This window comes from Streptomyces sp. NBC_01235 (assembly GCF_035989285.1).
Lineage (GTDB): Bacteria > Actinomycetota > Actinomycetes > Streptomycetales > Streptomycetaceae > Streptomyces.
Window position 1 is genome coordinate 3,965,252 of sequence record NZ_CP108513.1, and the last position, 20,340, is coordinate 3,985,591.

At 69.7% G+C, this 20,340-nt stretch carries 15 protein-coding genes; 8 read left to right on the forward strand and 7 right to left on the reverse strand.

The window, feature by feature from the left end:
* Positions 1-2: 2 nt before the first annotated feature.
* Together OG289_RS17455 and OG289_RS17460 are read right to left on the reverse strand one after the other, a co-directional pair.
* Positions 3-1,877 carry an SCO2524 family protein gene (locus OG289_RS17455; protein WP_327314947.1) on the reverse strand — a complete coding sequence of 625 codons (1,875 nt, stop codon included), beginning with the start codon at positions 1,875-1,877 and terminating at the stop codon, positions 3-5.
* 33 nt (positions 1,878-1,910) lie between these two features.
* Positions 1,911-2,693 carry an SCO2525 family SAM-dependent methyltransferase gene (locus tag OG289_RS17460; protein WP_327314948.1) on the reverse strand — a complete coding sequence of 261 codons (783 nt, stop codon included), beginning with the start codon at positions 2,691-2,693 and terminating at the stop codon, positions 1,911-1,913.
* Positions 2,694-2,746: 53 nt separating this feature from the next.
* Here OG289_RS17460 and OG289_RS17465 point away from each other — a divergent pair, with 53 nt between their 5' ends.
* The 7 genes from OG289_RS17465 (at position 2,747) to OG289_RS17495 (ending at position 12,027) form a co-directional block, all read left to right on the forward strand.
* Positions 2,747-3,280: a GNAT family N-acetyltransferase gene (locus OG289_RS17465; RefSeq protein ID WP_327314949.1), complete on the forward strand. Its 534-nt coding sequence runs from the start codon at positions 2,747-2,749 to the stop codon at positions 3,278-3,280.
* 181 nt (positions 3,281-3,461) lie between these two features.
* Entirely contained in the window at positions 3,462-7,274 is a 3,813-nt protein-coding gene (locus OG289_RS17470) for a P-loop NTPase fold protein (protein ID WP_327314950.1), read from the forward strand.
* On the forward strand, positions 7,271-8,233 hold the full coding sequence (locus OG289_RS17475; protein ID WP_327314951.1) for a hypothetical protein: 963 nt from the start codon (positions 7,271-7,273) through the stop codon (positions 8,231-8,233). Before OG289_RS17470 ends, OG289_RS17475 begins: the two co-directional genes overlap by 4 nt.
* On the forward strand, positions 8,230-9,405 hold the full coding sequence (locus tag OG289_RS17480; RefSeq protein ID WP_327314952.1) for a pyridoxal phosphate-dependent aminotransferase: 1,176 nt from the start codon (positions 8,230-8,232) through the stop codon (positions 9,403-9,405). Before OG289_RS17475 ends, OG289_RS17480 begins: the two co-directional genes overlap by 4 nt.
* A 22-nt stretch (positions 9,406-9,427) precedes the next feature.
* Positions 9,428-10,432: an NAD(P)-dependent oxidoreductase gene (locus OG289_RS17485; RefSeq protein ID WP_327314953.1), complete on the forward strand. Its 1,005-nt coding sequence runs from the start codon at positions 9,428-9,430 to the stop codon at positions 10,430-10,432.
* Positions 10,433-10,552: 120 nt separating this feature from the next.
* Entirely contained in the window at positions 10,553-11,098 is a 546-nt protein-coding gene (locus OG289_RS17490; RefSeq protein ID WP_327314954.1) for a SigE family RNA polymerase sigma factor, read from the forward strand.
* On the forward strand, positions 11,095-12,027 hold the full coding sequence (locus tag OG289_RS17495) for a hypothetical protein (protein WP_327314955.1): 933 nt from the start codon (positions 11,095-11,097) through the stop codon (positions 12,025-12,027). Before OG289_RS17490 ends, OG289_RS17495 begins: the two co-directional genes overlap by 4 nt.
* Before the next feature lie 17 nt (positions 12,028-12,044).
* On the opposite strand, the gene OG289_RS17500 is transcribed toward OG289_RS17495, so the two are convergent.
* The 5 genes from OG289_RS17500 to leuA form a co-directional block, all read right to left on the reverse strand.
* Complete coding sequence (locus tag OG289_RS17500; RefSeq protein ID WP_327314956.1) at positions 12,045-12,713, reverse strand: response regulator transcription factor; 669 nt, start codon at positions 12,711-12,713, stop codon at positions 12,045-12,047.
* The gene (locus OG289_RS17505; RefSeq protein WP_442818912.1) at positions 12,710-13,972 is read right to left on the reverse strand and encodes a sensor histidine kinase; all 1,263 of its coding nucleotides are present in this window, start codon (positions 13,970-13,972) and stop codon (positions 12,710-12,712) included. The genes OG289_RS17500 and OG289_RS17505 overlap by 4 nt, the downstream gene beginning before the upstream one ends.
* A 68-nt stretch (positions 13,973-14,040) precedes the next feature.
* Positions 14,041-16,131, reverse strand: coding sequence for an MMPL family transporter (locus tag OG289_RS17510; protein ID WP_327314957.1), 2,091 nt, complete (start codon positions 16,129-16,131; stop codon positions 14,041-14,043).
* Between the two features lie 154 nt (positions 16,132-16,285).
* A complete protein-coding gene (locus OG289_RS17515) occupies positions 16,286-16,981 on the reverse strand; it encodes a tellurite resistance TerB family protein (protein WP_327314958.1) in 696 nt (231 codons plus the stop codon).
* Positions 16,982-17,195: 214 nt separating this feature from the next.
* Positions 17,196-18,917, reverse strand: coding sequence for a 2-isopropylmalate synthase (gene leuA / locus OG289_RS17520; RefSeq protein WP_327314959.1), 1,722 nt, complete (start codon positions 18,915-18,917; stop codon positions 17,196-17,198).
* Between the two features lie 343 nt (positions 18,918-19,260).
* On the opposite strand from leuA, the gene OG289_RS17525 reads away from it, so the two are divergent.
* Positions 19,261-20,331: a M4 family metallopeptidase gene (locus OG289_RS17525; RefSeq protein WP_327314960.1), complete on the forward strand. Its 1,071-nt coding sequence runs from the start codon at positions 19,261-19,263 to the stop codon at positions 20,329-20,331.
* The last annotated feature ends 9 nt before the right edge of the window (positions 20,332-20,340 follow it).

The following is a 20,340-nucleotide window of genomic DNA, read 5'->3' on the forward strand; positions in this document are numbered from 1 at the left end:
CTTCACACCCCCCGGGCGTCTGCGCCCCGGGCGTCTGCGCCCCGGGCGCGGGCCAGGGCGTAGAGCCGGGCGAGGACGCCGAGGGTGAGCGCGTGGGCGGTGCCGGGCTGTTTGTCGACGAGCTGACGGGCGCGACGCAGGTCGGCCTCGATGCCCTTGATCTCTTCTCCCTGGGGGCTCTTGAGGGCGGGGGCGGGCTGCTCCAGCTGCTCCTTGCCGAACAGGTGGGCTGCTTCGCTGAGCGCCGCCTGGGCGAGGGCGGTCATCTCGGAGCTGCGGATCGGATCCTGCGTGTAGAGGGCGTGCGCGGCGACCATGCACTCGGTGACACGCTCGGTGATGCTCCAGGACAACGGTCCTGTGCGGACCGGTGATTCGGGGTACACGGCGTGCACGTTGTCCCACAGGCCGACACCCTCGCCGTCGCTGACGCGACGCGCCCAGAGGTGGTCGAGGATGCTCTCGGCGAGCGTGAGCAGACGGTCCTGCGAGCCGATGGTCCGGGACAGCGCGCACAGTTGGACGGTCCGCTTGAGCAGCTGCGCGGAGAAGTCGCCCATCGTCCACTTCATGGCCGGGCCGATCTCCTCACTGCCCAGCAGCGGGAGGGTGACTCCGGGGTTGTGCAGGCCGATCGCCGGATCCTCACGGGCCGTGCGGCTCGTGATGCGGCCGCGTTCGGCGAGGCGTTCCATGACGGCGACGGTGCGGGTGAGGTCGTCGTCGGTGGCACGGCGGCGCACCAGGTCGTGGACGAGGATCGAGGCCACGGACAGCGAGAAGTACTCGGACTCCAGCTGCTGGAGCGTGGTGCGCCAGGGGACCTCCTCCAGCGGCCAGGTGGCGGCGTCGAAGCGGGCGATGCCCGACCAGTACTGCTGGGTGATCTCCCAGCGCAGCCGCAGCGCGTCGGCCAGCTTCTGCTGTTCGGCGGTGAGCAGGCCGAGGACGAGGGTGCGCTCGGAGGACAGGGCGGGGATGCCGTCGAGGGCGACGACGGTGAAGTACAGGTACGGCACGGCGTGGGCGACACCCTGAGGCTGCTTGCCGATGTCCTGGGCGGTCTGCGCCTCGACCTCGACCTCGGGTGCGTCCTTCACCAGGCTCCAGGCCCAGCCGCACTCGAACAGCCGGTTCTCGTTGCGGAGTTGGTCGGCGACGTCGGTGTCCAGGCCGAGGGTGACGCTCTCGCTGATGAGGGCGCGCAGCGACTTGAACCGGTCCTGGAAGCGTTGCAGGACCTGGCGGTCGGACAGCCGGCCCCGGCCGAGCAGCCGGGCAAGCGCCTGCCCCTGGTCGGAGGCGATGTCGACGACATTGACGGTGAAGGAACGCAGCAGGCTCACCATCGCCGCGGTCAGGCGGGCGCTGGTCGCGTCCCTCAGCTTGTCGATGCGGGCGAGGGTGCCGGCCCGCTGGGTCTTGCCCCGGTACACCTTGAGGAAGCCGAGGGTGGCCAGGCAGAGCGTGATCGACATGGAGTAGGAGTCGACGACTCCCACTTCCTCCTGCTCCTTGGAGAGTTCGTGCTCCGGGTTCTCCGGGGCGAAGTAGTAGCCGCCGGCGAAGGTCGGACTCTCCTCGCCGCGGTGGTTCTCCATGAAGTCGCCGAGGATCTCCAGGAGGTTCATGGGAATCTCGCTGGAGTCACCCGCGTTCCTGAGGGCCCTCTCCACGTCCAGCTGAGTGGTGTCGGGGTCGTCCAGACGGAACGGTTCGATTTCGGTGGCGGGGTACAGAAGGCAGAGCAGGCGCTCCGCGTCGGCGACGCTGCTGCGGCCGCCCCATTCACCCCATTGCCATTCTCCGTTGTCGAAGGAATGACGGGCGACGGCCTGCCAGATCTCCAAAAGGTGCTGCCTCGGCCTCAACTGCATATCCCCGCCCCCTCGCACAGGCCGCAGACTTGCCTACCCCGCGCCGAAAGACTTGAATCCACGAGCGACGAGTATCCCCCTGTAACCGTCCCTGACGAGGCTCCCATGATTCCCCGTCCGGACGACGTCGAGTTCGTCGGCGAAAGGAGAAAGGCTGTCAAGGAGCCGCGAACTGTCAATACAGCAAGCCGGAAACTTGGCATCGCCGACCCGGTACCCCAACGAGTCTTCCATGAATCCGGCGACGAACGGAGCCCCCGGGGAGAGTGCCCCCACGAAGCAAGCAACCGCCCGATGGAACTCCTGGAGTGATGTCGTGATCGATTCGGCGACGAAGAACATCGTGCCCATGGACCAACGGTCCTGACGCTCGGTCAGATCGAACAGACAGCCAGGCCGCACCCGGACCGCTTGCCGAAACCTCCGCCTGGGCAGCTCCTCGCACGCCTCATAGGTCTTGTGCTGACGCAGGGCGGCCCAAAACTGATCCCAGTGCGCGTCATAGCCGGGTACTTGCCGTTGCAGGTAGTCCACATTGCTCGCCGACCGCTCAAGGAACGTGATCTCGCCACACCAAGGCAGCATCGCGAGCGCGGGGTACAGGTTCGAGCCCGTACCCACATCGATCCCGGACCGCGGAGGGTCGAATTCCGCACCGAAGTGATCACCGAAGTGCCTGCTCATGATCTGGATGATCTCCAGGTCGACGCACTGGAGGTGGAGGTAATTTCGACGCATGTATTCGTCCGGGTCGAACTCATCCCAGGACACATCGGCGTTTAGGATTGATCCGCCATCAGCCGAATCCGCTCGCATACTTCACGGTACCAGTACGACCGACTGACCCCACAGAGATCTCTAGGACCGGCATGCGTCCTCTTCGACCAGATCATTTCCAGTCGACCTTCCCCCAGGCTCCCCCACTCAAGGAGCTTCGCGACGACGTCCTGCGGATCAGGCACGCCCTGGACGTCGACCTGCCCGACATCCATCGCCTCGACCGGGAAGCCTTCCCCGGTGCCGCCTACCCCTACTTCGCGCTGCGTCAGTTCTTCGACGTGTTCGACGACTTCCTGCTCGTCGCCGAGGACATGGAAGACCGCATCCTCGTGGGATACATCCTGGCCTGCCCGAAACCGGACGGAGACTCCTGCTGGCTCCACAGCCTCGGTGTCACCGAAAGCCTGCGCGGGCGCGGCCTGGGCCGTCGACTCGTCGTCGAGGTCCTGAAGCTGCTGCTGGCCGAAGGTTTCCGCGAGGCCCGCCTGACGGTGCACCCTGGTAACGCCACGGCTCTGCGCTTGTACGAGTCCTTCGGGTTCACCCCCGATTCCGACGCCCCGCGCCCGGACTACTACGGCCCCGGCGAAATCCGCATGACCATGACCCTGCGCCTCCGCTGACACTCCGCCACGCAGGTGCCCGGTTGGCATGAAGAGCCCCGGCGCAGGGAAGGCAGCTTGCGTCAAGCGATCCGGCACTGCCGCTCATTGCGTGGCCGGCCGTCTTCGACAGGGGGAGCAGAACGGCGCGTGGCTCGCATGCGCCCAGAGGGGGAGACGCGGATCCATGACGCAAGGGACCTTGGAAGGATTACCCGGGCTCGCTCCTCAACCGGGCGGAGCGGTCGCACTGACGTCCTGGCAGAGTGCCGCCGGTGCGACACGGATCGCCTCCGCAGGCGACGACGGCACCGTACGGATCTGGGACGGTGAGAACGGCGCCCCGGTCGGCGGTCCGCTGACGGGCCACAACGCGGGACTCTGGGCGCTGACCTCGTGGCAGGTCCGAGGCGGGTCGACTCGGCTCGCTTCAGGCGGGGACGACGGGACCGTACGCATCTGGGACCCGGAGTCGGGCACAGAGATCGGCGAGCCGTTACGGGGACACGACGCGGGCGTGTGGGCGCTGACCTCGTGGCAGACCGCCGACGGATCCGCTCGCATCGCGTCCGCGGGCGAGGACAACACCATCCGGATCTGGGACGCGACGACCGGCGCCCCCGTCGGCTCCCCGTTGACCGGGCACGACGCGGGTATCTGGGCACTGACCTCGTGGCAGGCCGCCGACGGATCGGCTCGCATCGCGTCCGCGGGCGACGACGGGACCGTACGGATCTGGGACGCGACGACGGGAACGGCCATCGCTCAGCCTCTGACCGGCCACGAGGGTCGCGTCCTGGCGGTGACATCCTGGGTGGGCGACGGAGAGACGGTCAGGATCGCGTCCGGCGGCGCCGACGGATACCTTCGCATCTGGGACGACGAGGGAAGCCTGCTGCTCACCACTCGCCCGGCCGGCACCTGGGTCATGGCACTGACCTCATGGTGCGCACCCGACAGAACGGTCCGCATCGCCTCGGCCCACTACGACAGGACGGTGCGCCTCTGGGACGCCGGCACCGGCGATCAGGTCCACTCCCCGCTCCTCGGCCATCGCGCCGGGGTGATGGCCCTGACAAGTTGGAGTCGGCCCGCCGGCACGCCGCGTTTCGCGTCCGCGAGCGACGACGGCACGATACGCATCTGGGACGCGGAGTCCGCCGGCCCGGTGGGCGAACCCCTCGACGGGCACACCGCCTCGATCCAGGCGCTCACCAGCTGGTTCGGCCACGACGGCGGTGCGCGCATCGTCTCCGGTCACGCCGACGGTCTGCTGCACATCTGGGACGCCGACACCGGTGCACCCAGGAGGGAGGCGGTGGACGCCCACACGGGGTGGATCAGGGCGCTCACCCACTGGATCACCCCGGACGGCAGGGGGTGCATCGCATCCGCCAGTTATGACGGCACGATCCGGTACACGGACGCCGAAACGGGAAGCGCCGTGGGCGCACCTCCGCCCATGCAGCCGGGCGGTGTCCTGTCCTTGGCCACCTGGTCGGGCCCGGGCGGAACCCGGCTGATCGCCACCGGCGCCTACGACGGCACCATCCGTGTCTGGAACATCGAGACCGGTGACCAGTGCGGTCCCGACCTGACCGGACACAGCGCCGAGGTACAGGCGTTGGCCCACTTCAAGGGACCCAATGGCCAGGACTGGCTCGGATCGGCGAGCGACGACGGCACGGTCCGCGTGTGGAACGTCGAGGAGGGGACACAGGTCGGCGCCCCACTCGTCGGGCACGTCGGCGGGGTGCTCGCCGTCACCGCCTGGACATCGGACGACGGCACCGCGGGGCTGGCCTCCGCCGGGTACGACGGCACGGTCCGCCTGTGGGATCCCTGGACCCAGACGGCACGTGGTGCTCTCCTGACCGGACACTCGGGTCGGATCCGGGCCCTGACCTCATGGACACTCCCGGACGGGACGTGCCGAGTCGCCTCCGCGGGCTTCGACGCCGTGGTGCGGGTGTGGGACCCGGCAACGGGGACCCAGGCAGGTGTGCCGCTCGTCGGACACACCCTGATGGTGTGGTCGTTGACCTGCTGGCAGGATCACGCCGGCACCTGCCGGCTCGTGTCTGCGGGCTACGACGGCGCGATTCGTATGTGGGACCCGGAACTCGGGCTGGCCATCCGCACCATCGAAGCCGGTCCGGTCACCCTCTGGGGTCTGTCCGACGCCCCCGCCGCATCGGATCTGCTCGACCGGGACACCCTTGCCCAGGCGATCGCCGACCAGATCATCCGCCCCGAAACCGCGGGCGACGCCGACGAGGCGGGCCCGACCGTGGTCACCGTGGAAGGACCGTGGGGCTGCGGCAAGAGCACCCTGATGCGACTGGTGCAGAACAAGCTCGACGAACGGGCCACCGCAAGGCCACAGACTGCGGCAGCCCGCCCCCGGCGCCTCACGGTCCGGGAGGCCGTCCGCCAACTCGACGGCAAGGGGACCCCGCCCCGCCCCCGCCGACGAGCCGACTCGCCACCACCCAGCAGGATCGTGACCGCCTGGTTCAACCCTTGGGCCCACCAGTCCGGAGAACAGCTCTGGGCGGGCCTGACCGACGCCATCATCCAGGCCGCCTCCCAGGTGCTGTGTCCGACGGAGGAGGCCTGGCACAGGTACTGGTTCAGCCGCAACATCAGGCGCATCGAGCGGTTCGCCCTGCGCCGCTCCATCTGGCGCCGACTACTGTCACCCGTCCTCGGCGTCGGAGTCGGCGCCGTCGTCATCCAGTTGGCCGCAGCCGTGGGCGGCAATACGACCACCGTCGAGACGCTGGGCCTGGACATGACACCCGAGACGCTGTTGCTGGGCCTGTCCGCGGCACTGTTCACCATCGGAATCGCCCATACGGTGCTGCGCTATTGGTGGGGCAGGGCAACGGACTTCCTCCCCGCCGCGCTCTTCTCCGGCCCGCTGCTCGGCTCCGCCACGGACGACGGCACCGGCGCGGGAGAGACGGCGTACAGCTTCTACGACCCGCTGCTGCGTGCGAGGGCAGGTTCGCTGTATCTGCATCAGCACGACGTCGGGGACGTACTGGCGGACCTGACGGCGTCCGGTCACAGCCTCGTGGTCTTCGTGGACGACCTCGACCGCTGCCATGCCAGCACCACGGCCGAGGTCTTCGAGGCCGTCAATCTGTTCCTCTCGGGCTTCACTCACCGCGGTGACCTGAAGGCCCGTTTCGTCATCGGTCTGGACCCCGCCGTCGTGGCGGCCCATCTTGATCACATACATGTCGTCCTCACCCTCGACGACACCGTGCTGCAGGGCGACGATGCGACCCCGGGCTGGGCCTTTCTGCGCAAGCTCGTCCAACTGCCCGTCACCCTGCCTCAGATAAGCGAGGAGGGAATCGGTCGCTTCGTCGACGTCGTCACTGCGGGCGCCTCCGCCGTGACGCGGATCCCGTCCACCAGGGATCCCAGGGCACGGACACCACGCCTCACAGCTCCGGCAGGCATCGGGCCCACGCCCCCGTCGGCCACCGGCCCCGTACCGCCCGGCGGTCACGGGAGCGGCGTTCCTCACCTCACGACGGCGTTTCCGCCTTCGCCCGTCCAGACCATCCCGTGGCGAGCGATGCAGAGCCACCCCCAGATCCGCGACTTCATCGCCGAGCGTCTCGCCGCCCGGACCGATCGGTCCATCCGGGAGGCGAAGCGCCAGCTCAACGTGTGGCAGTTGTACGAGAGGGCCTTGGCGGTGACGCATCCGCTCACCCGCCCGGCCGAGGCGATGGAGCGCAGCCGGAAGCTGATCGTCCTCGCGGAGATCATCACGCGCTGGCCGGCCCTGCAGGGCAACCTCTACCGCAACGTGCCGGGCGCCCGAGGAATCGATCTGCTGGCGAACGCCGTGAACGACGACGCGTCGTGGGCAACCGCCGTCACCACGGTGGGCCTCGCGGCGCCGGTACATGCCCACGCGATCGAGGAGTTGAGGCAATTGCTGAGAGAGTGCGACGGCAGGGCGGTCGCGGCGATGGCGAGGCTGGTGCTGTGATACCGAACGCCTCCGACGGTCTCGTCGCCTTCCACCCCTACAGCCGTCCCGGAACCCTGCAGGAGTACCTGCCTGATCCGACCCGGCCGGTGGAACGCTGGTACAACAGGCCGAACTCGGGAAACGTCACCACGGCGGCGGAAACCATCCTCAACCTCTGCGGAGACCCCCCGACCGCGGTTGTCGATCCCTTCTGTGGAGCAGGCTGCACGGCGGCTGTGGCGAGGGAGTTCGGCACACCGTTCTTCGGGATCGAGTGGGATCCGGTGCTGGCCTGCGTCTCCCACGCGAAGGCGACGGCCCACCGTCACCACGCTCGTCTGCTGCGACACACGCCCGAACTCACCTCCCCTGAGAGGCTGCTGGAATTCTGCACCGGACTTGATCTCGACCATGAGCGCCCCACGGACGAGATGCACATGGCGTGCCTGGCGGTTGTGGTGTGTCTTGCCGGGGAAACGGGTGCGCCCACGCGGCTTCAGGACATCGAGGCGGATCTCGAAAAGCGGCCCATCGAGCCCGAGTCCGCCTCGAAGGGTCTCGTCCGGTGCGGTGACTGCACGGATCCCGGGACATGGACAGGCATCCCAGTGGGGATGCGGGGAGCGGTTGTCTTCACATCGCCACCGTTCTACCGCACGGGACTTCCGCTGGAGGTGTCAGCCGACCTGCGTGCGGCGGCTTCCCTCCTGTTTCCCCGTCACACGCCTCAAGCCCCGGCGCCAACCAAGGCTTCGTACGCGGACAATGTCATCGGCATGCTCCGCGCGCTCACCCGGCATCTACAAAGCGGGTGGGTCCTCATGGAACACGAGCCCGGCGATGCCACCCCCGAGGGCCTGCAGGCCGTCGCCGAACGGATCGGCGAGGAGACCGACTACCGCGCCCATCGTGTACTCACCACCAAGACGTTCTCGAAAGCCGGACCTCTTTCCCTCATCCTGTGTGGCAGAGAATGACTCATCCCCGCTTCAGAAACTCGACCGAGATCGAGAAATTTGCGCAGACCTACGCGAGGGACCTTGCCGACGGGCACGCCCGGCACAGCCTGCACCCGGACACAGTGGCCCGCCTGGGCAGTGTGCTCAGCAAGGCTTTCGACATCACCACGATGCGCGCGGGCCATCAGCAGGCCGTCGAAGACGACTTCCTTGATCTGCTCACCGCGCGGACCGGAGAGACCTACCCTCGCAGCCGGACCCGCTTTCTCTATTCGGCCTCCGTGGCCATTGACGTCATGGCCAAGTTCTTCCGCGGCGACCACGGCACCAAGCTCGGCGTGATCACACCGACATTCGATAACATTCCGGCGCTGCTGCAGATGTCCTGTGACAATGTCCTCCCCATACCCGAAGCCCGTCTGCTGCCACGCGCCGACCTCGACTACCTGGACCATTCCGGCGTCAACGCCCTGCTGATCGTGAACCCCAACAATCCGACCGGCCGTCACCTGGCCCGGAACGAGCTGTGCGAGTTACTGAACTGGGCCGCGACACGGCGGGTCGTCGTGGTTTTCGATCTATCGTTCCGAATGCTCGAGGAGACCACGTGTCTACCCGTCCTCGACCTCGCGGACGAGGTCGGCGCGCCCGTGGCCACCATCGACGACACGGGCAAGGTCATCTCCATGCACGACACCAAAGTGAGCGTGCTCTCCTTCAGCGAGGCACTGGCCCCTCGCCTCACCGAGATCGTCAGCCAGTACCTCCTCAACGTGTCCGCCGTCAACATAGCCCTGCTGTCCGCTGCCCTGGACTCCACCGCCAGCGGTCACGACGAGGTTGCCGCGGCCCGCGCCTTGGCCCGGTCGAACCGGCAGCACCTGCGGGCTCGGCTGTCCGAAATTCCACTCCCGGCCAGCCCCTTCTGCCTGAGCGGCGAAGCGTCGGGGCCGGGAGCCTCGATGAGCGTGGAGTGGCTGAACTTCGCCGAGCTCGCCGACCCCCTGCTCGCCGCCTGCCGCTCCCGCGGGCTGGAGCTGCTCCCCGGCAATTCGTTCTTCTGGGAATCGCACAAGACTCCCGCCGAGTCGCGCGACTGGATCAGGGTCGCCCTTCTCAGGGATCCACACCAGTTCCACAGCGCATGTGATGCCCTGATCGACGCTCTCGTCGGTCTGCGTCCGGCCTAATCCGTCGGGAGGACCCGAAACCGTGGCCCACAAGGGAATTGTCGCGGTGAGCGGCAGCAATCTGGTACCGGAGGGCGTCCTCTCGTATGTGCGAAGCCGCGGTTACGAGACGCGTCATGTGCCGCACGACCATTTCTCACCCACAGAACTGGATCATCTACTGGACGGTGCGCGCGGATACCTCATAGGTGGCTACGAGTCGGCGAACGAGGAGAACTTCGAGCGCGCCACAGAGCTGGAAGTCGCAGCGTTCGTCGGCACCGACTACCAGGCCAACGTCGGCGGTTGGAAACGGGCGCACAGCCTGGGCATCGCCGTCGTCCACGCGGCAGGGGCCAATGCCGATTCCGTGGCCGAACTGACCGTATCCCTGATACTCGCCATGTCCCGCTCCCTCTGTTCGAGTCCCCTCACACCACAGTCAGTGGAAACGGAACAGCCACCGGCCGGAACCGAACTCCATGGAAAGCGCCTCGGCATTCTGGGCCTCGGCCGCATCGGTGGGCGAGTCGCCCGAGCGGCGTCGCTGGGCCTGGGAATGGACGTCGTCTACCACGCTCCTGAGCGGAACATCTCTGCCGAGCTTCAACTGGGCGTCGGGTACTGCCCCAGAGAGGAGCTCTTCCGAACCAGTGACGTCATCAGCCTGCATCGACCGGGGCCCCTGCCAGGGGAGACCCCTGACGTCGGGCGCCGGGAACTCGAACTGGTCCGCACATCATGTGTTCTGATCAACGCTGCTCATCCCGGGCTGGTGGACCTGGACGCGCTGCTGTGGGCCGCGCGGGAGAAGTCCGTGCGCTGCGCCTTCGACGGAGTGGCCGTCGGCCACGCGTGGAAGCCCCTGTTGCACCTCGGCACCGACCGGTTCCTCGCTCTTCCGGCAATGGGTTACCACACCTCCGAAGCCAATCTTCGAGCGAGCCGGTGGGCGGCGGAAGCGCTGTGCGATGTACTGGACGGCGGAAGCCATCGCCTTGTCAGCAACCCGAACTTCCGCACGGTACGCCGAGCCGTTCGAGGGTAGACGTCGGTCACTGCGGCGCCATACCTCCGTGCGGACCGCGTGGGCGCCGTCGAACACCTCGCCGAGACCGGGCAACCGATTCGGTCCAACCGGTGGTCTGGAGGGCGAGGAGGGTGCTTGATGCAGGCCGAACAAGAGGACCGGTTCCAGGAGTTCGTCAGAGCGCGGTGGTCCCGGCTCGTGCGGACCGCGTATCTGCTCACGGGGGACGTCCACCACGCGGAGGACCTGACGCAGACCGCGCTGGCCAAGGCGTACCGGTCGTGGCGGCGGATCTCGCGCAGCGACAACCCGGAGGCGTATGTCCGGCGGATGCTGGTCAGTTGCAACAGTGACCGGTTCCGCAAGCGGCGGGTCGCCGAGGCGCTGACGGCGGCGCCGCCGGAGCGGGCCGGGCGGGACGAGGGGCCGGGGCGGGTGGAGGAGCGTGGCTCCCTGCTGGCCGGGCTGGCCCAACTGCCGCCGAAGCAGCGGGCGGTGGTGGTGCTGCGGTACTGGGAGGACCTGTCCGAGGCGGAGGTGGCCGAGGTGCTCGGCTGCTCGCCCGGCACGGTCAAGAGCCAGGCGTCGAAGGGGCTGGCGAAGTTGCGTACGTATCCGGGCCTGGCCCCCGTCGGTCGCGCGGTGTCCGGTGGTCGGGGTCAGGGTCAGGGAGGCAGTCGGTGAGTGGGACGGGAAACCAGGAGAGCTTCGGGTTCGAGGAGCGGATGCGTGAGCTGCTCGCGGAGGACGCGTACGCCATTCGGCCCTCGCCGGCGCCGTATCCGGCGATCCGGCGCCGGGGACTGGCCGAGCGGCGGCGGCGCGCTGCGGTGACCGGGGCGGCGCTGGCGACGCTGGCCGCGGTGCCGGTGGGGGCGTACGCCGTGGCCGGGGGGAACGGGGGGCGGGGCGCTGACACGGCGGCACCGAGGCCGTCGGTCAGCGCCCCGCGCAGCCCGGCCGTCACCCCGTCCGCCGCACCTGCCGGACCCGCGCGGCCGGCCACGGACGGCCAGTTGTTCGACGGGATCACGTTCGCGCAGGCGGCGAACGGGCTGCAGAAGTGCATCGACTGGAACCGGCAGAACATGCCGAGCGCGCTGGCCGGCGAGGACGACCTGGGCAAGGCGGCGGACTACCGGATCATCCTGGCGATCAAGAGCACCGGTGACTCCAACGCGCCGGGCGACGGCATGTACGTCGTCGCGACCAAGGAGCGGCCGGCGGGCTATCGCGTGATCTGCAACGTCAGGGACGGCGAGGGGTCCGGCATCAACTCCGGCTCGAACGGCGGCGGTTCACCGGAAGCGGGCCCGGTCGTGGCCGACATCAACGGCGGCAAGCTGTACCAGCAGTCGTTCCTCGACAAGGGCAACTGGAAGCTGCCGTTCCGCTGGGGGGTCATCGGCACGGTCGAGCCGTCGGTCGCCAAGGTGACCGTCTCCTACGGGGACAGCAGCGCGACGGCGACCCTGGACCACGGCTGGTTCGTCGCCGCCGGCATCCTGAACCAGCAGGTCACCCGCGCCCCGCACATCAAGGGCTACGACGCGGCCGGCAAGCTCGTCTACGACTCCGACACGGACAGCACGTACGAGCGGACGCTCCCCTAGGGACCGTCGGCGCCGGGTCACGTCCTCCCCGGTGTCACCAGCCCCGACTCGTACGCCACGATGACCAGTTGCGCCCTGTCCCGCGCGCCCAGCTTGCCCATGATGCGGCTGACGTGGGTCTTCGCGGTGAGCGGGCTGAGGCCCAGCGTCTCGGCGATCTCCGTGTTGGTCAGGCCCCGCGCGACCAGGGCGAGCACCTCTCGCTCCCGTTCGGAGAGCCCCTCCGGGCCGCCCACGGCGGGCGGCCCGGAGGGGCTGCGCAGGAAACGGGCGATCAGGCGGGCCGTCGGCCCCGGCGACAGCAGCGCCTCGCCCGCGGCGACCGTGCGGATGGCGTCCAGGAGGTCGGCGGGCCGGGTGTCCTTCACCAGGAAACCGGAGGCGCCCGCGCGCAGCGCCTCGACGATGTTCTCGTCGGTGTCGTACGTGGTCAGGACCAGGACGCGGACCCCGGCGAGCTCCTCGTCGGCGGCGATCAGCCGGGTCGCCTCGATGCCGTCGAGGTCGGGCATGCGGATGTCCATCACGACGAGGTCGGGGCGTTCGCCGCGGGCCACCGCCACCGCCTCCCGCCCGGTGCCCGCCTGGCCGACCACCGCCATGTCCGGCGCCGACCCGACGAGCATCGCGAACGCGGCGCGGACCAGGGTCTGGTCGTCCGCGAGCAGCACCCGGATCACGCTCATCGGCCGACCTCCGTCGGCAGTACGGCACGCACCTCGAACCCCTCCCCCTCGTCGTTCCTCGGCCCCGCCTCCAGTGTGCCGCCCGCACTGCGCGCCCGTTCCCGCATCCCGACGAGCCCGAACCCGGGCGGGCCGGCGCCGGCGCCCTCCCCCACTCTCGGATTCGCGCGAGCGGGGGGACCCCCACCGTCGTCGGTCACCGTCACCCGCAGGGCGCCGTGTTCCTCGTGCACCCGAACCCGGACCCCCACCTTCCGGCCGTCCCGTCCGCCGTGCCGCACCGCGTTCGTCAGCGCCTCCTGGACGATCCGGTAGGCGGCCGCGCCAACCGCGGGCGGCACCTCCCCCGCCCCCACCGACAGTTCGACCTCCGCCCCCGTCACCCGGGCCGTCTCGGCGAGGTCGGGCAGGCCGTGCAGGCCGGGCAGCGGTCCGCGCGGGTCGGGGACGCCGTTCTCGCGCAGCACCTCCAGCGTCGTACGGAGTTCGCCGCGCGCGCTGCGGCAGGTCTCGGCGATGTCGTCGAGGGCCTTGGCGACGGCCGCGCGGTCGAGGCGGTCGGGGTCGGCGGCCAGGACGTGGGCGGCGACGGAGGTCTGCACGCCGATGAGGGTGATGGTGTGCGCGAGCAGGTCGTGCAGGTCACGGGCGATGCGCAGGCGTTCCTCGGCGACGCGACGGCGGGCCTCCTCCTCACGGGTGCGCTCCGCGCGTTCGGCGCGTTCGACGATGGCGGCGACGTACTGGCGGTAGTAGCGGGCGCTCATGCCGCAGAAGAGGACGGCGATGACCCAGCCGGAGATCCGCAGGACCTCCAACACCCCGTCGGGGTTGGTGAGCGCGTTGGTGATCAGTGTCACGCCGAGGGCCGTGGCACCGGTGAGCAGCGTACGGCGTGCCGTGCCGGTCCCCGCGACCGTGTACAGCGCCACCATGGTCACGGGGACGGGCGCGGCGTGGTCGTTGTCGAGGGCGTGGTACGGGACGACGCCGGCCACCACCGCGAGCAGGACCGGCAGCGGACTGCGGCGCCGCCATGCGAGGGGCGCGTGCGCGGCGAGCAACAGCGTCCAGCCGAGCGCGTCGGGCCGCGGCCCGTTACTGCCGACGAGGGCGATGGCCGTGGCGAGGGCGGCCGTCGCCACGGCCAGCAGCGCGTCGTTGCGGGTGCGGTGCGGGGCGGTGCGGGGGTCGCGGTTGACCACCCTCATGATCCGCTCGGCCCGGCGGGGACGCACTGGTGTCGGGGTTGCCTGCACGGGCTCATCCTGCGGCACGCGGGCACCCCTGGGGGAGAGGAGGGGCGCCCTGCCGGTCCGCGAGCGGCTCACACCGGCGCCGTCCGTCGCTCCGGCCGATCCGGCTGCTCCGGCTCGTCCGGCCGCTGCGGCTTCGGTGCCGGTGCCCGTGACAGCCGGCCCGGCCACCACACCCGCCGCCCCAGTGCCACGCTCGCGCTGGTCACCAGGTAGGTCCGGACGAGGAAGGTGTCCAGCAGCACGCCCACCGCGATCACGAAGCCCAGCTCGACGAGTTGGACGAGCCCCATGTTCGTCAGCACGGCGAAGGTCGCGGCGAGGACGAGGCCTGCGGAGGCGATGACCCCGCCGGTCGTCCGCAGCGCGGTCAGCGCGGCGGTGACGGGTTCGGCGCCGCGCACCGACTCCTCCCGCATCCGGTGCATCAGGAAGATGCCGTAGTCGACGCCGAGGGCGACCAGGAAGACGAAGGACAGCAGCCCCAGCCCCGGATCCGTGCCCTCGAGGCCGAACACCGGCCCGAACACCAGCCCGCCGAGGCCGAGCGCCGCGCCCCACACCGCGACCACGGCGGCGACCAGCATCAGCGGCGCGACGAGCGACCGCAGCAGCGCGATCAGGATCAGCAGGACGGCGAGGAGGACGATCGGCACGACGATCAGCCGGTCTCGGGTGTTGGTGTCCACCAGGTCGATCCGCTGGGCGCTGGGCCCGCCCACGTAGGAGCCGGTCAGCCGGTCCCGCAGTGCCTCGATGGTCGCCGTCTCGGCCGCCGACTGCGGCGGCGCGCCGGCGGTCACCGTGATCTCCGTCCAGCGGTCCCCGGTGCGGCCCTCGCGGGCGTCGGCGACGCCGTCCGTGTCGCGGATCGCGGCGAGCGTGGCGTCGGCGCGGGCGGCTGGGGTCATGACCTCGATGGGCTGGGCGGACTGCTCCGGGAAGGCGCCGGCGAGGGTCTCCATGGCGACGACCGACTCGGGCCGGTCGACGAAGGAGTCCTGCTGCTTGACCGCGCCGGGCAGGTTCAGCGCGCCCAGCGCGAGCGCGCCGAGCAGGACGGCGCCGGCCGCCAGGACGGTCCGGGGGCGCCGGCCGGCCGAGGTGCCCATCGCGGCGAACAGCGACCGGCGGGCCTTGGGCGTGGAGCCGTATGCGGGCACCAGCGGCCAGAACACCCGGCGGCCCAGCAGGACGAGGAGCGCGGGCAGCAGCGTCAGCATGGCGACGAGCGCGCACAGCACCCCGGCGGTGCCCAGCGGTCCCATCCCCCGGCTGGAGTTGAGGTCGGCGGCGAGCAGGCACAGCAGTCCGGCGGCGACGGTCCCGGAGGAGGCGAGCACGGCGGGCCCGCAGCCGCGCAGCGCTGCCCGCATGGCGTCGTACGGCCGCTCCACGCGCCGCAGCTCCTCCCGGTAGCGGGAGACCAGCAGCAGGGCGTAGTCCGTGCCCGCGCCGAAGACGAGGATGGTCATGATGCCCGAGCTCTGACCGGACACCGAGGTGCCGAAGGCCTGGTTGAGGCCGTAGGCGACGCCCATGGACAGGTAGTCGGCGATCCCGGCCACGACGAGCGGCACCAGCCACAGCACCGGGCTGCGGTAGATGAGGATCAGCAGGAGGGCGACGACGCCGACGGTGGTGTAGAGCAGCGGTCCGCCGAGCGACTGGTACACCTTGCTCGCGTCGGTGGCCAGCGCCCCCGTCCCGCCCACCTCGACCGTCAACCCGCCTTCGCTGTGGGCGACTTGGCGTACCTCGTCGACGAGCGCGTCCCGCTTCTCCTCGTCGGTGCCGGGCTCGTTGGTGGCGACCGGGTACATGAGGGTGGTGCCGTCGGCGGACGGGACCCCCTGCGGCACGCCGGTCAGCGCGTGGTCCCCGGCGATCCTGGAGACCTGCTCCCCCGCCGTCGCCCGGTCGGCTGCGGTGAGCCCGCCGTCACGGTGGTAGACCAGCACCAGCTCGGTGCTCCCGCCGCCGGGCAGCCCCTCTTGCAGGGTGGCGACCCTGGTCGAGTCGGCGCTCGCCGGCAGGTAGTCGGTGACCCGGTCGTGCTGTACGTCGGCGAGCTTGGCGGCGAACGGCGAGGCGAGCGCCAGCACACCCACCCACAGCGCGAGCATCACCCAGGGGATGCTCTTCCTTTTCCCGGCCCCCATGAGACGGGCCCTCCCTTCGGCGCGGTTGTCCGGTTGCGCTCTCCAGACTTCCGGCACGGGAGGGACGGTTCGTCGCACGCGAGGGCGAGTTCGGGGGTACTGCCGGGGGTGGCCGGGCGGCCTCGTTACTCCCTGGGGAGTATCCGGGCGGGCGTCACGACGGCGTGCGGGCCGCCTCCAGCAGCCGGGTCACGTCCTCCGCGCAGATCGTCAGGGCCGCGCCCACCGTGGCGAGGACCTCGCGCTCGGCGGGGGTGTACGGACCGTCCGCGAGGGCGATGCGGGCGCCTTGCAGCAGGATCGATTCGCGGCCGACCGGGGCGAGGTGGGGGGCGAGGGGGCCGAGGGCCTCGTGGAGCTCTATGGCGAGTCCTGTGCCGTACGGTTCGCCGTAGCTGCGGCCGGTGTCGGCGGCGAGGGCGGCGACGAGGGCGGCGAGCTGTTCCTCGGTGCAGTCGCTGAAGCCGGCCGCGCGCACCGCGCTCGCCGCCGTCTCCAGGGACGTCCGTGCGCAGGTGCCGCCCGCGGACAGGACCGCGAGGGCGACGGTGTGGACGGCGTCGCGGAGCATCGCGGAGAAACGGATGGTCGTGGGGTGGTCGAGGACGTCGGTGCCGAAGTGGCACTGACAGGCGGCGCACTCGACGACCGGGCCGGTCTCGCCGCGCGGCACGACGGGCATGCCGAGGACGGTGAAGCGGCGCCGGCCGGTCAGCCGCTGGTAGTTGCGGTCGCCGCCGCAGCCCGGGCAGAAGAACTCGCCGTCGCCCACGGTCGTCCACGCGGTGCGGGTGCCCAGGATGCGGGCAAGCCTGGTGACACGGCCGTCTTGTCCCCGTCCTGGCAGCACGTCGCACCTCCGTAACTCCCCCACAGCCTTAAGGGCGCGGGAGGTGCCCCCAGGCAACATCGCCGCGTCTGCGTGATGTTAGCCACATGGAAGAGGTGTAGTCAGCACCCAGGACGAGACCTTTCCGTGACCTCCACGGCGCGGTGGCCGAAAACGACGGGGCCCTGATCGCCGTATACGACGATCAGGGCCTTGAAACCACCGGTCAGGCGGGTCAGCGGGTCGCGCGGTTGACGGCCGAGACGACCGCCTTCAGCGACGCACGCGTCGTGTTCGCGTCGATGCCGATGCCCCACAGGACCTTGTCGCCGACCGCGCATTCGATGTAGGAAGCGGCCTGCGCGGAGGCGCCCTCGCTCATCGTGTGCTCCTGGTAGTCCAGCAGACGTACGTCGATGCCGATGGACTCCAGGGCGTTGAAGAAGGCCGAGATAGGACCGTTGCCGGTGCCGGTCAGGACCGTGTCCTCGCCGTCGACCGTGGCCTCGACGGTCAGCGTGTCGACGCCGTCGGTGTCGGTCGTCGACTGGCCCGTGCGGACCTGGATGCGGCCCCAGGGGTTCTTAGGGTTCGGCAGGTACTCGTCCTGGAAGACGGCCCAGATGGCGCCGCCGGTGACCTCGCCGCCCTCGGCGTCCGTCTTGGCCTGGATCAGCTTCGAGAACTCGATCTGCATCCGGCGCGGCAGGTCCAGCTTGTGGTCGTTCTTCAGGACGTACGCGATACCGCCCTTGCCGGACTGCGAGTTGACGCGAATGACGGCCTCGTAGGAGCGGCCGACGTCCTTCGGGTCGATCGGCAGGTACGGCACCGCCCACTCGATGTCGTCGACGGTGACGCCCTTGGCGGCCGCGTCGGCCTCCATGGCGTCGAAGCCCTTCTTGATGGCGTCCTGGTGGGAGCCGGAGAAGGACGTGTAGACCAGGTCGCCCACGTACGGGTGGCGCGGGTGGACCTCCATCTGGTTGCAGTACTCCCACGTACGACGGATCTCGTCGATGTCGGAGAAGTCGATCTGCGGGTCGACGCCCTGCGAGAACAGGTTCATGCCCAGGGTGACCAGGTCGACGTTGCCGGTGCGCTCGCCCTGCCCGAACAGACAGCCCTCGACGCGGTCGGCGCCGGCCATCAGTGCCAGCTCGGCGGCGGCGACGGCGGTGCCGCGGTCGTTGTGCGGGTGGACGGAGATGCAGACGTGCTCGCGGCGGGAGATGTTGCGGCTCATCCACTCGAAGCGGTCGGCGTGGGTGGAGGGCGTGGAGCGCTCGACGGTGGCCGGCAGATTCAGGATGATCTCGCGGCCCGGACCGGGCTGGTAGACGTCCATCACCGCCTCGCAGACCTCCAGGGCGAAGTCCAGCTCGGTGTCGGTGAAGATCTCGGGGCTGTACTGGTAACCGAACTCGGTCTCCGGGCCCAGCAGCTTCTCCGCGTACTCCATGACCAGACGGGTGCCGTCGACGGCGATCTGCTTGATGTCGTCCTTGGAGCCGCGGAAGACGACCCTGCGGAAGACGGGGGCCGTGGCGTTGTAGAGGTGGACGGTCGCGCGCCTGGCGCCCTTCAGGGACTCCACGGTCCGCTCGATCAGGTCCTCGCGGGCCTGGGTCAGTACGGAGATCGTGACGTCGTCCGGGATCGCGCCCTCTTCCTCGATGATCGAGCGCACGAAGTCGAAGTCGGTCTGGCCGGAGGCCGGGAAGCCGACCTCGATCTCCTTGTAGCCCATCTTGACCAGCTGGTCGAACATCCGGCGCTTGCGCTCGGGCGACATGGGGTCGATCAGGGCCTGGTTGCCGTCACGCAGGTCGGTGGAGAGCCAGCGGGGGGCGGTGGTGATCCGCTTCTCGGGCCAGGTGCGGTCGGGGATGTCGACCTGCTCGTACTGGCCGTACTTGTGGATCGGCATCTGGCTGGGCTGCTGGCGGTTCGCCATGGCGCGGTGGCTCCTCAGTGTGACCGGAGAATGTCCGGACGGAAGGACGGCCGACACGCAACACCAAGCACCGCGGGGAGGGGGTCGGCCTCGACTACAGGCCCTCGCCGCGGCAGCTAAGGAGAAGCAGCCCGAAACGCATAGTGCTCCGCAGCCTAGCGGAGCCGCTTCCGTCGCGTGGGTCCGTATCAGTATGCGGGACCACCGGAAACAATCACAGGAAAAGGGACGAAACGTGCTCCATACCACTTGAAGCGACGGATCGGCCACGTTTGTCACCGTTTTTCACCGATCATGGTTGCCTGTGGTGACAGCGGGATAACGCAGTGCAAGGGTGCCGGGCATGACGACTCACGGGGGCTTCGAGCCCGTCTTCTGCACCGTCGTACCGCCGCACATCCTCGACCGGCTGGCCAGGAGCGACAACCCGGCCCTCTCCGGTCCCGCCCGGCGCACCATCCTGCGCGACAGCGAGCTGCGCGTACTCCGCCAGGTGACCACCGAGTACGGCCTCGCGGCCGCCCCGCCGGCGAAGGCACCGTCGGACCAGCCGCTGCGCACCATCTACGACTGCGAGCACGGCACCACCCTGCCGGGCACCAAGGTCCGCGCCGAGGGCTCCGACCCCGGCCAGGACGCCACCGTCAACCGCGCCTACTCCGGGCTCGGCGCCACCTTCGACCTCTACCTCAAGGCCTACCAGCGCCACTCGATCGACGGCGACGGTCTGCCCCTGGACGCCAGCGTCCACTACGACGAGGGCTACAACAACGCCTTCTGGAACGGCGAGCAGATGGTGTTCGGCGACGGTGACGGCGAGATCTTCGTCGACTTCACCACCTCCATCGACGTCATCGGGCACGAGCTCACCCACGGCGTCACGCAGTACACGGCGAACCTGACCTACAACGGCCAGCCGGGCGCGCTCAACGAGTCGATGTCCGACGTCTTCGGCTCGCTCATCAAGCAGTACTCGCTCGGCCAGACCGCCGCCGAGGCCGACTGGCTGATCGGCGCGGGCCTGCTCGCCCCGGGCGTCACCGGCACCGCCCTGCGCTCCATGAAGGCGCCGGGCACCGCGTACGACGACGACGTCCTCGGCAAGGACCCGCAGCCCGCGACGATGGACGGCTACGTGCGCACCGGCCGCGACAACGGCGGTGTCCACATCAACTCGGGCATCCCCAACCACGCCTTCTACCTGGCCGCCACCGCCCTCGGCGGCCACGCCTGGGAGAAGGCCGGCCAGATCTGGTACGACGTCCTGACCGGCGGCGAGCTCACGGAGAGGGCTCTCTTCAACGACTTCGCCAAGCTGACGGTGAAGGCCGCGCGCGAGCGCTTCGGCGACGGCGGTGACGAGTTCCAGGCCGTGGAGAAGGCGTGGGAGCAGGTGGGGGTGCGGATTCTCTGAACGGGGGAT